Source organism: Arthrobacter sp. StoSoilA2 (assembly GCF_019977195.1).
GTDB lineage: Bacteria > Actinomycetota > Actinomycetes > Actinomycetales > Micrococcaceae > Arthrobacter.
In genome coordinates this window covers 2,642,728-2,657,028 of record NZ_AP024643.1, presented here as the reverse complement: position 1 = coordinate 2,657,028, position 14,301 = coordinate 2,642,728, and the positions used below count along the sequence as shown (strand labels likewise).

Genomic DNA, 14,301 nt, shown 5'->3' with positions numbered 1-14,301 from the left:
TACGGGGAGCTATGACCATGGCGTTGAAGAAAGTATTGGCAATCGTGTTGGCTGGCGGCGAAGGCAATCGCCTCATGCCTTTGACGGCGGACAGGGCGAAGCCAGCGGTTCCGTTTGCGGGAGGCTACAGGCTTATTGACTTTGCACTATCGAATCTGGTCAATTCGGGATATTTGAAAATCGTGGTTCTGACGCAGTACAAATCGCACAGCCTTGACCGACATATCTCCGAGACCTGGCGCATGTCCACACAGTTGGGCCGCTACGTAGCTTCCGTACCCGCGCAACAGCGCGTCGGCAAGAGCTGGTTCCTTGGCAGCGCCAACGCCATCTACCAGTCCCTGAACCTTATTCACGATGACGCTCCGGACATTGTGGTTGTGGTCGGCGCAGACCACGTCTACCGCATGGACTTCTCACAAATGGTGGAACAGCACATTGCCAGCGGCGCGAAGGCTACCGTAGCAGCCGTGCGGCAGCCGCTGAACATGGCCAACCAATTCGGTGTGATTGAAGTTGACCAGAACGATCCCCAGAAGATCGCGGCATTCGTGGAGAAGCCGGCCAGCACGCCCGGGCTTGCGGCCGATCCCACCCAGTTCCTCGCCTCCATGGGCAACTACGTCTTCAACGCCGACGCCCTCGTTGAAGCGCTTCACGTTGACGCCGAGCGACTGGATACAAAGCACGACATGGGCGGGGACATCATTCCCTACTTCGTGGACAAGGGTGAGGCCGGGGTCTATGACTTCACGCTGAATGACATCCCTGGTGCCACCGAACGTGACCGTACGTACTGGCGGGACGTTGGCACCATCGACTCCTTCTACGACGCCCACGTTGACCTCATCTCCCCCGTTCCCATCTTCAACCTCTACAACGCCGAATGGCCCATCTACACCCGCCAGAGCATCTCGCCTCCCGCCAAGTTTGTCCGCGGCGGCAACAGCACGGTGGGTACCGCCCTGGACTCCATCGTGGCCAGTGGTGTGGTCATCTCAGGCGGCATCGTTGAAGGTTCCGTGCTCTCCAACGACGTCTTCGTGGAGGCGGGCAGCCGTGTCCAGGACTCAGTACTGATGGATAAGGTCCGCGTGGGCGAAGGTGCAGTGATCAAGAGGGCCATCCTGGACAAGAACGTCAAGGTCCCTGCCGGCGCCGCGATCGGGCTGGACCCGGCGTTGGACAAGGCGCGCGGCTACAAGGTCACCGAATCCGGGATCACAGTCCTTGCCAAGGGACAGCTTGTTCCTGAACCCGGCGAAGAGGAGCTCGCGTTGTCCGCGGAGTACCGGCGGAGCCTGCCGGAAGCCGTTAAGGCTGCCACGCAGGATGACCCCGATATCCGGGATTCTGCGGAAAAGGTAGCTGCCGGCATCCAGTCCCGGGTAGCGGACACAGCATCACAGGGCGCAGGCCGCTAGGCTTCCGTCCATCACCGGCTGTGCTGGTAGAACCCGAGGCAGGCCCCAGGCTCCCAAGGCTGTAAAATCAGGTCAATGAGCTCCACCGATCTGACGCCTGAAGAGATCCAGGCCTGCCTCAAGGTTCTGACCACAATCCACGTCTATGACGAGGAGCACCCGGACTACGTCGCGGTCCGTCGTGCAACGGGCAAGATGTTCAAAGCAGTCAAGCGGCACCGCCGCGTCACCAAGCGGGACCTGATCGCGGAAGCCGACCGTGCAGTCATTGCCCTCACCGCAACAGCTGCGCCGGACCGCATCGATGATGAAACCCGCGGCAACAAGCTTGCTCCTTCAGCCACCGGCGAGGTCGCGGGCCATCTGATCCGCTCACGTCCCTGCTACATCTGCAAGCAGCACTACACGCAGGTGGATGCGTTCTACCACCAGCTATGCCCCGAGTGCGCTGCCTTCAGCCACAGTAAACGCGATGCCCGCACGGACATGACCGGCCGCAATGCGCTGTTGACCGGTGGCCGCGCCAAGATCGGTATGTACATTGCGCTCCGGCTGCTCAGGGATGGCGCCCACACCACCATCACAACACGCTTCCCCAAAGACGCGGCACGTCGGTTTGCCGCCATGGAAGACAGCGCGGATTGGCTGCACCGCCTGAGGATCGTTGGCATCGACCTCCGTGATCCCGCCCAGGTGATGGCACTGACGGACTCCCTGAACAAGGCCGGCCCGCTGGACATCATCATCAACAATGCCGCGCAAACCGTGCGACGCTCCGGCAACGCCTACAAACCCTTGGTTGACGCCGAGGACGAGCCCTTGCCGGCCGCATTGGACGCTGCCAACGGAGGCCCCGAACTGGTCACGTTCGGCCACGCCCATGACAAGCATCCACTGGCCCTGGCCAGCAGCGTCACCGAACATCCTGTCCTTGCCGGAGACGCCATCACTTCCCTGGCGCTTTCTACTGGTTCGGCGTCTTTGGCCCGGATCGAATCCGGAACGGCTATCGATGCCGGCGGGCTGGTCCCCGACCTCGCCACTATCAACAGCTGGACGCAGGTAGTGGACGAAGTGGATCCGCTCGAAATGCTCGAGGTGCAGCTATGCAACGTAACGGCTCCGTTCCTGCTGGTCAGCCGCCTGCGCGATGCCATGAAACGCTCAACGGCACGCCGAAAGTACATCGTGAACGTTTCGGCCATGGAAGGGCAGTTCTCCCGTGCCTACAAGGGTCCGGGACATCCTCACACCAACATGGCCAAAGCTGCCCTGAACATGATGACGCGCACCAGCGCCCAGGAGATGTTGGATTCCGATGGCATCCTCATGACCGCCGTGGACACCGGTTGGATCACGGATGAACGCCCGCATTACACCAAGGTGCGGCTCATGGAAGAAGGATTCCACGCGCCCTTGGACCTGGTGGACGGTGCTGCCCGCGTGTACGACCCCATCGTGATGGGCGAGAACGGCGAGGACCAGTACGGGGTATTCCTCAAGGACTACAAGCCCTCCCCCTGGTAAATCCAAAGTCGTTCGAGTGTGCTTACAGATATGGCCCCCAAGTCCTTCCTGGGGGCCACATCTGTACACAGACTACTTACGCGAGGCGGGTGATCTCCACGGAAACGGATAGCCCCGAACCTCCGCCACCGGAAAGAATGCCTTTCAGCGGCGGAACATCCCGGTAGTCCCGGCCCCTCGCCACGGTCACGTGGTAGTCACCGGCAGGCTTATGGTTGGTGGGATCCCAGCTGCGCCATTCGCCGTCCCACCACTCCAGCCACGCGTGGGACTGCCCGGCAACCGTTTCGCCGATGTCAGCGGATGACCGCGGATGGATGTAGCCCGAAACGTAGCGCGCTGGTATGCCGCGGCTACGCAAGGCGCCAATGGCCAAATGCGCAAGGTCCTGGCACACACCCTGGCGTTGCGTCCACGCCTGTTCCGCATTCGTCGTTACACCTGTGGTGCCCTTCATGTACGTCATCTCGCCGGCCATCCACGAAAAGATGGCCAACGCCGCCTCATGGGGGTTCTTGCCGTCCACCACGCCTGGAATGATGCCGAGGACTTCCTCACCCGGGCCGCTTAACCGGGACTGGGGCAGCCAATCGCTGAATTCGTCCTGGATCTTTTCCGAGGCGATGACGTCCCAGCCCACGATGTCGTCCTCGGATGCCACACGTTCGGTCCGGTGCACTTCCACTGTGGCCGTGGCAAGGACCTCAAGGCTCTCGTGGGGCATCTGCATATCGAAGGCAGTGACGCGCGTGCCCCAGTAGTCGCGGTAGGTGCTGACCGAGGCCTGATTGGGTGAAACCTTCAGCGAGGATTCCAGGACCACCTGCTGGCCGTCGGTCAATGGAGTCATCCGCGCCTCGTTGTAGGACAACGTCACGCGTCGGTTGTATTTGTAGGCCGTCTTGTGGACGATGCTAAGCCGGGTCATGAAACTTCTCCCACCCAGGCGTGCTCATCAGCCTGATTGAAGTACTTACGGGAAATCGCGTCCGAAGCCTGGGTTACAGCCTTCTGCACACGTTCCATATGCTCCGGCAATTCGGACATCAGGTCATCCGTCCTGTGGAACTCAAGGAACGTTCTGGCCTGCCCAACAATCCGACGGGCATCGTTGATGAAGCCAACCCGCTGTGCTGAAGGATCCAGCTTTGCCAGGCACTCGTCCGCGTCGCGCAGGGCATAGACGATCGAGCGGGGGAACAACCGGTCGAGAAGCAGGAACTCGGCCGCGTGCTGGTCGCCAAATGCGGCCCTACGGGTCCGGATGAAGGACTCGTACGCGCCAGCACACCGCAGCATGTTCACCCAGGACATTCCCGCGGACTGTACATCCCGTGTGGACAACATGCGTGCTGTCATGTCCGCACGTTCAAGCGAACGCCCGAGAACCATGAACAGCCAGCTCTCGTCATGGCTGACGGTGGTATCCGCCAGCCCGCGCACCATGGCGGTCCGCTCAAGGACCCAATTGCAGAAACGGTAGGTTCCCACGACGTCCTTGCGATGCTGGCTCAGGCCGTAATAGGTGGTGTTGAGGCTTTCCCAGAGTGACTGCGAGACGGTCTCCCGGGCCCTGCGGGCGTTCTCGCGGGCGGCGCCAAGCGAGCCGGCAATGGAGGACGCGCTCTGCTTGTCATAGGCAAGCGCATGCAGCAGCTCGGGCAGGCCGAAGTCTTCGCTTTGTGGTTTCGCACCCATGACGGCGAGGAGTTCGCGGGCCACACTGCGTTGCTCTTCAAGGGGCAGGTGGTTCAAGCGCTCCAGGTGTACGTCCAGGATCCTGGCAGTGCCGTCGGCGCGCTCTACATAGCGTCCGATCCAGAAAAGTGACTCGGCAATACGGCTCAGCATGAAACTGCGCCTCCTTCGCGTGGTGCTTGTCGAAGTTCAGGGGTCAATTCAACGGGGGTCCCGCTGCGGCCTGCGATCCGGTTCACTGCTGCTGCTCCGTCTGGCGGTCCCGCCAATTGCTTTCCACCGGCCACACGGAAACCTGCTCGCGGACCGTCACGGACTGGCGCGGAATGATCTCGGCAGGCATTTGTGGCGAATTGGCCAACACCCAGGTGTCCTTGGAACCGCCGCCCTGGCTGGAATTCACAATCAGGGAACCTTCCTTGAGTGCCACCCGGGTCAGGCCGCCGGGAAGGACCCAGACGTCGTCGCCGTCGTTGACTGCAAAGGGGCGGAGGTCCACGTGCCGCGGGCCGAATTTGTCTCCGGAGAGCGTGGGCACCGTGGAGAGTTGAAGGACAGGCTGTGCGATCCAGCCACGAGGATCTGCAATCACGCGCTTCCGCAAAGCATCAAGCTCGTCCTTGGAAGCATCCGGGCCGATGACCAGGCCCTTGCCGCCTGAACCATCGACGGGCTTGACCACCAGTTCCTCCAAGCGGTCCAGAACATGTTCCCTGGCTTCCTTTTCCTCGAGCCGGAAAGTGTCGACGTTGGCAATGATCGGCTCTTCGTGAAGGTAGTACCGGATCAGGTCAGGCACGTAACTGTACACGAGCTTGTCATCGGCTACGCCGTTGCCCACCGCGTTGGCGATGGTTACGCCTCCAGCACGGGCGGCGTTGACCAGGCCAGGGCAACCGAGCATGGAATCGGAACGGAACTGCAGGGGATCCAGGAAGTCGTCGTCGATGCGCTTGTAGATGACATCCACGCGTTGTTCGCCGGCTGTGGTCCGCATATACACACGGTTACCGCGGCAGATCAGGTCCCGGCCTTCCACCAGTTCCACGCCCATGAGTCCGGCAAGGAGGGTGTGTTCAAAATATGCGCTGTTGAAGACGCCCGGTGTCAGGACCACAACCGTGGGATCATCGACGCCGGCCGGTGCGGTCTTGCGCAGCGCTGAGAGGAGCCTGCGGGGGTACTCTTCCACCGGCCGAATGTGCTGCTGGCCGAATGCCTCGGGCAGGCCCTTGGCCATGGCGCGGCGGTTCTCCAGTACATAGCTCACGCCGGAGGGCACGCGGACATTGTCCTCGAGGACACGGAAGGTGCCTTCCGCATCACGAACGACGTCGATGCCGGAGACGTGGACTCGGACGCCGCCGGACGGTTCGAAGCCGTGAACGGCACGGTGGAAATGGGCGCTTGTGGTGACAAGTTGCCGGGGAATGACGCCGTCAGCCACCACGGCCATCCGGCCGTATACATCGTTGAGGAACGCTTCAAGGGCCTTGACCCGCTGTGCCACGCCGCGCTCAAGGACATCCCACTCGTCAGCGGGGATAACGCGCGGGACGATGTCCAGCGGGAACGGCCGCTCCTCCCCCGCGTAGTCGAACGTCACGCCGCGGTCCAGGAACGTGCGTGCCATGGAGTCGGCGCGGGCGGTGACATCGGCCAGGGAAAGCTCGCGCAGTGCACCGGCAACCTGACCGTAGGATTTTCTGGCGACGTGGCCGGGGGCGAACATCTCGTCGTAGGCGCCGCTGCGCGCAGCGGCCTCGGAATAATCCTGAAATAGGTCAGACATGGGAATTAGACAATCACCTTTTTGAGTCAAGCGCATTTCGCACTGATTGTGTCGCGGTTTCCGGAGGCTCCCGGTTCGCCTTTCGGTGCCCCATCCGGCAGGGTTGAGGCATGCCCTTGAACAGTCTTGCGCCCCACCTGTCCCGGCTGGGGCCGGGGCTGGTCCTGAGTATTGCCGCAACGGGGGTTGCCTTCACCGTCCACGCGGTGTTTCCGGCATTGGGGGTTATTCCCGTCATGACGCTCGCTGTCGCACTGGGCCTGCTCTCTGCAAATATACCGGGCACTGCTGTCTGGGCGGCGGGGCGCGCCCGGCCGGGCCTGGACTTCGCCGGGAAGCACCTGATGCGTGCAGGGATCGTCCTGCTTGGACTCAAGGTCAGCATGGGCGATGTCCTCGGGTTGGGGTGGTTGTCACTGCTTCTGATTGCAGCCGTGGTGTTGCTGAGTTTCGCGGGGACCTATGGACTCGCCAAGATGCTCCGCCTTCCTGACGAGGCGGCACTCCTGATCGCCACCGGGTTCTCCATATGCGGTGCGTCGGCCATCGGTGCCATGGCAGCGGTAAGGCGGGTCAAGCACCAGGACACCGTACTTCCGGTGGCGCTGGTGACCTTGTGCGGCACCCTGGCGATTGGGGTGCTCCCCCTCCTCATGCACCCCTTGGGTTTGAACCCGGAACAATTCGGAGCGTGGACCGGTGCGTCCGTGCATGATGTCGGCCAAGTGGTTGCCACGGCCCAGACTGCGGGGACAGCGGCGCTGGCTGTCGCCGTCGTCGTCAAATTGACGCGCGTGGTCCTCTTGGCGCCGATCGCCGCGGCAGCAGGGCTGCACCAGCGGGTGATGCACGTACGGCGGCGGGCGAACACTGAATCAGGCCAATCAGGAAAGCACGACGGCGATGGCCGGTTTCCGCCGATTGTCCCTTTGTTTGTCCTCGGCTTCATCGCGATGGTGGGTGTTCGCACCTTGGGTTGGGCGCCCCCGGCAGTTCTGGAAGCCGCCGCTGGAGTGCAGGACATCCTGCTCGCGACCGCCCTGTTTGGGCTCGGTTCCGCGGTGCGTGTGCGCACCCTCGTTAATACCGGCGGGCGTGCCGTTGCTGTGGCGCTGGGATCGTGGCTGCTGATCGCAATGCTGGGCCTGGGCGCCGTATGGATCATGATTAGATAGCTGTGTGTCGAATCACAATCTCTCGCGCGACGAAGCCGCAACACGTTCAGCCCTGATCACCACCCATAGCTACGACGTCACCCTCGATGTCCGCGACGTGGCAGATCCCGCAACCGCCGGCTACCCGAGCACCAGCACCATCAGGTTTTCTGCCAATCCCGGCTCAGCTACTTTCCTGGATTTCATCAGCGGCGGAGTGAAGTCCGTGATGCTGAACGGCAAGGTCCTGGACGTTGACCGGGTGGTGGACCGGGACAGGATCATCCTGGAGGACCTGGCCGCCGAAAACACGGTCACCGTTACAGGAACCGCGCTCTACAGCCGCTCCGGAGAGGGCATGCACCGTTTCGTCGACCCAGCCGATGGCCAGTGCTATCTCTACACCCAGTACGAACCGGCCGACAGCCGCCGCGTCTTCGCCAACTTTGAGCAGCCCGACCTCAAAGCCGAATTCACTTTCCACGTGATCGCTCCGGCAGGCTGGGAAGTTGCCTCCAATGGCGTGCAGACCGCCCGAACGCCCCTGGCGGATGATGCCGCAGCCTGGAGCTGGGATTTTGCCACCACCAAGCGGATGTCCACCTACATCACCACAATCCTCGCCGGGCCCTACTTCAAGGCCACTGACCATTGGGGAGCAACGCTCGACGACGGCAGCCGCCTTGACGTCCCACTGGCCCTCTACTGCCGGGCGTCTTTGGCGGAGTCGTTCGATGCCGATGAACTCTTCCGGCTGACCAAGAGCGGGCTGGCGTTCTTCAACGAACTTTTCGACTACCCCTATCCTTGGGGCAAATACGATCAGGCGTTCGTGCCCGAGTACAACCTCGGCGCCATGGAAAACCCGGGGCTGGTGACGTTCACCGAGAAGTACGTCTACGCTTCCCGGGCAACAGACGCGCAGTACCAGGCGCGCGCCAACACACTGATGCACGAGATGGCCCACATGTGGTTCGGTGACCTCGTCACTATGACCTGGTGGGACGACCTCTGGCTGAAGGAGTCCTTTGCCGACTACATGGGGACCCTCGGCGTGGACCGGGCCACTGACTGGGATACGGCATGGGTGAACTTCGCCAGCAAACGTAAAGCCTGGGCCTATGTACAGGACCAGCTGCCTACCACGCACCCCATCGTTGCCGACATTCCGGACCTCGAAGCGGCCAAGCAAAACTTTGATGGAATCACCTATGCCAAAGGGGCCTCTGTTCTGAAGCAGTTGGTGTCCTACGTAGGCTTTGACGACTTTATCGCCGGGTCCCGCCAGTATTTCCGGGACCACGGGTTCGGCAACACCTCGCTAGAGGACCTTCTGCAAGCGCTCACCGTCGCGTCGGGAAGGGACCTTGCCGGCTGGGCGCGCCAGTGGCTGCAGACATCAGGCATTTCCACCATCACGGCAGACATTGTGGATGACAACGGGATCATGGGCGCCGTGACGCTCCAACAGGATGCGACCGACCCCCTGACGGGCAAGCAGGAGTTGCGGCCCCACCGACTCCGGCTGGGCCTGTACGGCCCCGATTCCTCCGGCCACCTCGTCCGGAGCGAGAGCATCGAGCTGGACGTCTCTGGCCCGAGCACGTTGGTGGCCGAACTTGCAGGAAAGCCCCGGCCCGCCCTGTTGCTGGTCAACGATGAGGACCTCAGCTACGCGAAGGTGCGTCTGGACGCCCTTTCGGAGCACACAGTCCGGAGTTCCCTGGGCACCATCCAGGACCCCATGGCACGTGCGCTGTGCTGGACCGCACTGTGGGATTCGGCTCGCGATGGCGCAACCCCAGCGGTACGGTACGTTGCCGCCGTCGAACAGTTCGCACCCACCGAAACCGGCATCGGCGTCCTCCTGAACGTGCTGGGCAATGCAGCCACGGCTATCGAACGTTATGTCCCCGCGGTCATGCGGGAAGGCGTGCGTAAGGACTTTCTGGCGGTCGCCGCGGCCCAATTGCAATCCGCAGCCCCTGGATCCGACCACCAGCTTGCCTGGGCCAGAACCCTGGCCGATGTTTCCAGGCACGGCGACAGCGAACTTCCCCTGCTGCGGGCCATCCTGGAAGGCGCCACGGTCATTGACGGCCTGGCCGTCGACGCTGAACTGCGCTGGAGTTTCTGGCAGGCCCTCGCCGCCCACGGACAAGCCATGCAGCGCGAGCTGGATGCTGAACTTGAGGCCGACAAGACGGCCTCCGGCCGGGAAGGCCATGCAGTAGCCTCCTCGGCCCGTCCTGACGTCTCCATAAAGGCGGCAGCGTGGGACGCAGCCGTCAACACTACCGGGCTATCCAACGAGATCCTCAGTGCAACAATTACGGGTTTCACCATTGCCCCCAGAGAGCTCCTGCAGCCATACATTGAGCCCTACTTCGAATGCCTGGAACGTGTCTGGGCTGAGCGCAGTATCGAAATTGCAGGCAGGATCGTCAGGGGTCTCTACCCCGGCGCTCAGGATTTGTCGGCCGGAATGGAGCCGGTCGCCCATCCAGTGCTGGTGACGACCGACCGGTGGCTGCATGAACATAGCGACGCACCCCGTGCTTTGCGCCGCATCATCATCGAACAGCGTAGCCACCTGCTGCGGGCTCTGACCGCACAGGCAGCCGGGTAAGGAACCCTGCCTAAGGAACCCTGTTCAACCACTCCTCCGTGCCGAACTTCGTTTCAACCCGCTTTCGGGCTTCCGAAAGTTCATCGTCCGAGAGTCGGGATTCAACTGCGCCGTAGCGTTCCACAAAAACTTCCTGCATGGCCTCAATGATGGCGGCGCGGGCCAAGCCCGTCTGACGGCGCAACGGGTCCACCCGTTTTTTGGCGCTGCGCGTGCCCTTGTCTGAGAGCTTTTCCTTCCCGATGCGCAGGACCTCCACCATCTTGTCGGCGTCGATGTCATAGCTCATGGTCACGTGGTGGAGCATCCCTCCGTTGGCCAGCCGTTTCTGGGCCGCACCCCCGATCTTGCCCTGCTCGGTGGCGATGTCATTGAGGGGAACGTAGAAAGCCGTGATGCCAAGCTTCTCCAGCGCTGCCATGACCCATGCATCAAGGAAGGCGTAGGAATCAGCGAAACTGATGCCATCCACCAACGTCTGCGGTACGTAAAGGGAGTAGGTGATGCAGTTGCCTGCTTCCATGAACATTGCACCGCCACCACTGATACGGCGAACCACCGTGATGCCATGCCTGGACACGCCTTCAGGATCGACCTCGTTCCGGACGGACTGGAAACTCCCGATGACCACTGAAGGTTCTTCCCAGTCCCAGAACCGCAGGGTGGGATTTCTACGGCCTGCTCCCACCGCCTCGGTGAGTACTTCGTCCAGTGCCACGTTGACGTGGGTGGGCAGGACCGACGGCGGTATAACTTCCCATTGGTGGTCGGACCACCCCGTGGCTTTGGACAGCGCACGGCGGACAGTCACGGCAACCGCCTCTGCAGAGAATCCAAACAGTACGGACTCCGGGGGCAACCCTGCTGAGACAGCCGCGGCGATGTCTGCAGCCGGGGTCGTCACGGGCAGGCCAGTCAGCGCGGCATTGATGTCCTGCAGGGCTTCGTCGGGCTCCAGGAAGAAGTCCCCGCTCAGTGAAACGTTGGCCAGCCGGCCATCCCGGACATCCAGGTCCACCACCACGAGTTTGCCCCCGGGAACTTTATACTCCCCGTGAAGGCGGGTGACGCCGTCGTAATTGTCGTGAATGTCGTTAGGGTGTTCTTCGGGTGCGGGCTGGGACGTCATGCGTTCCATCTTGCCGGAAAACGAAAAAGCCCGCACTGCCGGAAATTCCAGCGATGCGGGCCTTCGAAAAGCCTTGGGGTGAAGTGGTTACTTCGAGCCACCGAAGCCCTTGAAGCGAGCGTTGAAGCGCTCGACGCGGCCAGCGGAGTCCATGATGCGCTGCTTGCCCGTGTAGAACGGGTGGGACTCCGAAGAGATTTCGACGTCGATAACCGGGTAGGTGTTTCCGTCTTCCCATTCGATGGTCTTCGAGGAAGACACAGTCGACTTGGTCAGGAACTTCGTGCCGGAAGCCAGGTCGTTGAAAACAACAGCTTCGTACTTCGGGTGGATATCAGACTTCATAATGGGACCTTTTGTTCACGCAACTGGATTTTGCCAGCTGCCAGGTATGAATGGAGGTGGTCCGCCTGCTGCAGGTAGAAATTTCAGCGGCCGGGCCAACAATCAATCATAGCCGAAACCAGCCGGGTGCACGAACCAGCCTCAGTCCTGCGGGCGAAGCCGGGTTTGGGTATGTTGCGGGCAGCGTGTTCGCCACAATCAATGGCGTCTTCGGTCAATTCCATGGCGGCAACAGTGAAGCCCTTTCCCCTGCGCAGATGGCCGGGTTTACTGTAAGTGCATGCGCGGGCGCATCGAAACCGACTATCTGGTGGTCGGCGCTGGGACAGCGGGGATGGTCTTCACCGACCGGATCCTCGCGCATTCGGATGCCACGGTCGCGATCGTAGATCGTCGGCACGCGCCCGGGGGACACTGGCAGGACGCATATCCGTTCGTTCGGCTGCACCAGCCCGCGAACCTCTATGGCGTGGAATCCGTGCCATTCGGAGCCAGCAGGCGCGACGTCAGTGGCACGAACGCAGGCATGTACGAACTGGCCGGCCCGAGCGGGATCTGTGCGCATTTCGAAGAGGCGATGACGCGGGTCTTCCTGCCGAGCGGCCGTGTAATGTACCTGCCCGAGTGCGAGTTCGTTGACGAGGACCGGATCGTCTCCCGCCTGGACGGACGCACCGTGCCCGTCACCGTGCGCCGCCGCGTGGTGGATGCCAGGTATCTCGAGGGGCGCATCCCCGCCACCTCCGCCCCGCCGTTCGCCGTGGCCGATGGAGTCCGCTGCATCCCAACCGGTGGGCTCGCCCGACTCTCCCACCCGGCCGGACGCTTCACCGTGATCGGCGCAGGAAAGACCGCCCTCGACACATGCGTGTGGCTTCTTGAGCGGGGTGTGGATCCCGCCGACCTCACGTGGATCAAACCGCGCGAGGGCTGGTGGCCGAATAGGCGCTACCTGCAGCCGCACGATCTGGTCGTCGACCAGTACGTCGCGAACGCTGCACAGATCGAGGCCATGGCCCAAGCAACGACGCTTGACGATCTCTTCGCACGGCTCGACGAACAGGGAATCCTGCTACGGGTTGATCCCTCGGTGCCACCCACGATGTTCCACGGCGCGATCGTCGGAGAAGCCGAGATCGCCCTCCTCCGGCAAATCGAGGATGTCGTCCGACTCGGCCACGTGCGTAGTGTCGAGCGCGACCGCATCATCCTCGACGACGGCGTCATCCCCACGACACGCGAAACGCTGCACGTCCACTGCGCGGCGACGGGGCTCGTCCGGCCTCCACTTCGTCCGATCTTCGAACCTGGCCGCATCACGCTTCAGCCGATGTTCTGGGGCACCGTCTCGTTCCAGTACGCGATGCTTGGCGTCGTCGAAGCCGAACTCCACGACGACGACCAGAAGAACAAGCTGTGCCGCCCGCTGCACCTCTGGGATCGGAATGTCGACTTCCTCATCGCCTACGCCGCGCTGATGGCGAACTCCCGGGCACGCGGCAAGCATCCGGCCGTGTCCGCATGGTCGCGCACGAGCCGGCTGTATCCTTTCGCCGAGCTGCAGCGTTATGCCGACGACCCACGCATCCCCGAGGCTCAGGAGCGCAGCCGAGCCCATGCCGCCGGAGCGCTCTCCAACCTCCCCCGCCTCATCGCCTCAGCATGACCCGGCCATCGTCGGGCCGCGATCGCTGGGGGGCCACTACTTTGTCGCGTAGAACGCCACAGCGGATGCCGCGGCAACATTCAGCGAATCCACGCCATTCATCATCGGAATTGTTACGCGCGCGTCGAGCACTTGGTCGGTCTCAGGCTTCAATCCCTCACCCTCGGTGCCGAAGACCAGCGCGAGGTTCGGATGGTCCTGGGCGACCAGCTCATCGAGTGTTATGGCCCCTTCGCCAAGCGACATGCCGGCAACGAAGTAACCTGCATCCTTAAGGACTCCAAGGTCTCCAGGCCACGACTCGATCCGCGTCCACGGCACCTGGAACACGGTGCCCATCGACACCCGGATGGAGCGTCGGTACAGCGGGTCGGCGCACTGGGGCGAGACCAGTACAGCGTCGACACCGATGGCTGCCGCGCTGCGGAAGATCGCCCCTACGTTCGTATGGTCGGTTAGGTTTTCAAGGACCGCGATCCTCGATCGTCCTCGAAGAGGAGCGGTTTCGTCCCCTTGCACTTTGGAACCACCGACGTCGGGGTGGTCCACGCTGTCTTCCAGCACGGCAACCCGGCGCGCATCCGCCAGCAGCTGCGAGAGCGGCACAGGTGCCGGACGGTGCATGGCTGCCATCGCTCCGCGGTGCAGATGGAAACCCGTGATTTCTTCCAGCAGCTTGGCTTTGCCAACGAACACCGGGACGTCGGGATAAGCCTGGAAGACGTCGTCGAGGTCTTCCAGCCACTTCTCCGCCAGGAAGAACGAGCGTGGCTGATGACCTGCTGCCAATGCACGGCGGAGGACCTTGGAGGATTCGGCAATGTACATGCCTTCCTCCGGCTCGCGAACCTTGCGAAGGTGCACATCCGTCAGCGTGGTGTAGTCGGTCACGCGGGGATCATCGGCGGACTCAAGATAGTGAAACGTCACCGGCCGA

Annotated in this window: 11 protein-coding genes; 5 read left to right on the top strand and 6 right to left on the bottom strand. The window is 62.4% G+C overall.

Annotated elements, in window-relative coordinates; genetic code table 11:
• Positions 1–11 precede the first annotated feature (11 nt).
• Both glgC and LDN82_RS12005 read left to right on the top strand, forming a co-directional pair.
• Positions 12–1,424: a glucose-1-phosphate adenylyltransferase gene (glgC, locus tag LDN82_RS12010; protein ID WP_224164387.1), complete on the top strand. Its 1,413-nt coding sequence runs from the start codon at positions 12–14 to the stop codon at positions 1,422–1,424.
• A gap of 75 nt (positions 1,425–1,499) precedes the next feature.
• Entirely contained in the window at positions 1,500–2,951 is a 1,452-nt protein-coding gene (locus tag LDN82_RS12005) for an SDR family NAD(P)-dependent oxidoreductase (protein ID WP_224164386.1), read from the top strand.
• A gap of 76 nt (positions 2,952–3,027) precedes the next feature.
• Here LDN82_RS12005 and LDN82_RS12000 read toward each other — a convergent pair whose 3' ends face one another.
• From LDN82_RS12000 to LDN82_RS11990, 3 genes are all read right to left on the bottom strand, one after another.
• Entirely contained in the window at positions 3,028–3,879 is an 852-nt protein-coding gene (locus LDN82_RS12000) for a transglutaminase family protein (RefSeq protein ID WP_224164385.1), read from the bottom strand.
• Positions 3,876–4,802 carry an alpha-E domain-containing protein gene (locus tag LDN82_RS11995; protein ID WP_216925742.1) on the bottom strand — a complete coding sequence of 309 codons (927 nt, stop codon included), beginning with the start codon at positions 4,800–4,802 and terminating at the stop codon, positions 3,876–3,878. Before LDN82_RS11995 ends, LDN82_RS12000 begins: the two co-directional genes overlap by 4 nt.
• Before the next feature lie 82 nt (positions 4,803–4,884).
• The gene (locus LDN82_RS11990; RefSeq protein WP_223946004.1) at positions 4,885–6,441 is read right to left on the bottom strand and encodes a circularly permuted type 2 ATP-grasp protein; all 1,557 of its coding nucleotides are present in this window, start codon (positions 6,439–6,441) and stop codon (positions 4,885–4,887) included.
• Between the two features lie 110 nt (positions 6,442–6,551).
• Here LDN82_RS11990 and LDN82_RS11985 point away from each other — a divergent pair, with 110 nt between their 5' ends.
• Positions 6,552–7,616 carry a putative sulfate exporter family transporter gene (locus tag LDN82_RS11985; RefSeq protein WP_224164384.1) on the top strand — a complete coding sequence of 355 codons (1,065 nt, stop codon included), beginning with the start codon at positions 6,552–6,554 and terminating at the stop codon, positions 7,614–7,616.
• Positions 7,617–7,620: 4 nt separating this feature from the next.
• Complete coding sequence (gene pepN / locus LDN82_RS11980; RefSeq protein ID WP_224164383.1) at positions 7,621–10,224, top strand: aminopeptidase N; 2,604 nt, start codon at positions 7,621–7,623, stop codon at positions 10,222–10,224.
• A gap of 10 nt (positions 10,225–10,234) precedes the next feature.
• Here pepN and LDN82_RS11975 read toward each other — a convergent pair whose 3' ends face one another.
• Entirely contained in the window at positions 10,235–11,362 is a 1,128-nt protein-coding gene (locus LDN82_RS11975) for a lipoate--protein ligase family protein (RefSeq protein WP_224167528.1), read from the bottom strand.
• Between the two features lie 78 nt (positions 11,363–11,440).
• Positions 11,441–11,698: a type B 50S ribosomal protein L31 gene (locus LDN82_RS11970; RefSeq protein WP_223932840.1), complete on the bottom strand. Its 258-nt coding sequence runs from the start codon at positions 11,696–11,698 to the stop codon at positions 11,441–11,443.
• Between the two features lie 280 nt (positions 11,699–11,978).
• Here LDN82_RS11970 and LDN82_RS11965 point away from each other — a divergent pair, with 280 nt between their 5' ends.
• Positions 11,979–13,364, top strand: coding sequence for an NAD(P)-binding protein (locus LDN82_RS11965; protein ID WP_224164382.1), 1,386 nt, complete (start codon positions 11,979–11,981; stop codon positions 13,362–13,364).
• A gap of 36 nt (positions 13,365–13,400) precedes the next feature.
• Here LDN82_RS11965 and LDN82_RS11960 read toward each other — a convergent pair whose 3' ends face one another.
• Positions 13,401–14,294: an RNA methyltransferase gene (locus tag LDN82_RS11960; protein WP_224090295.1), complete on the bottom strand. Its 894-nt coding sequence runs from the start codon at positions 14,292–14,294 to the stop codon at positions 13,401–13,403.
• Between the last annotated feature and the right edge of the window lie 7 nt (positions 14,295–14,301).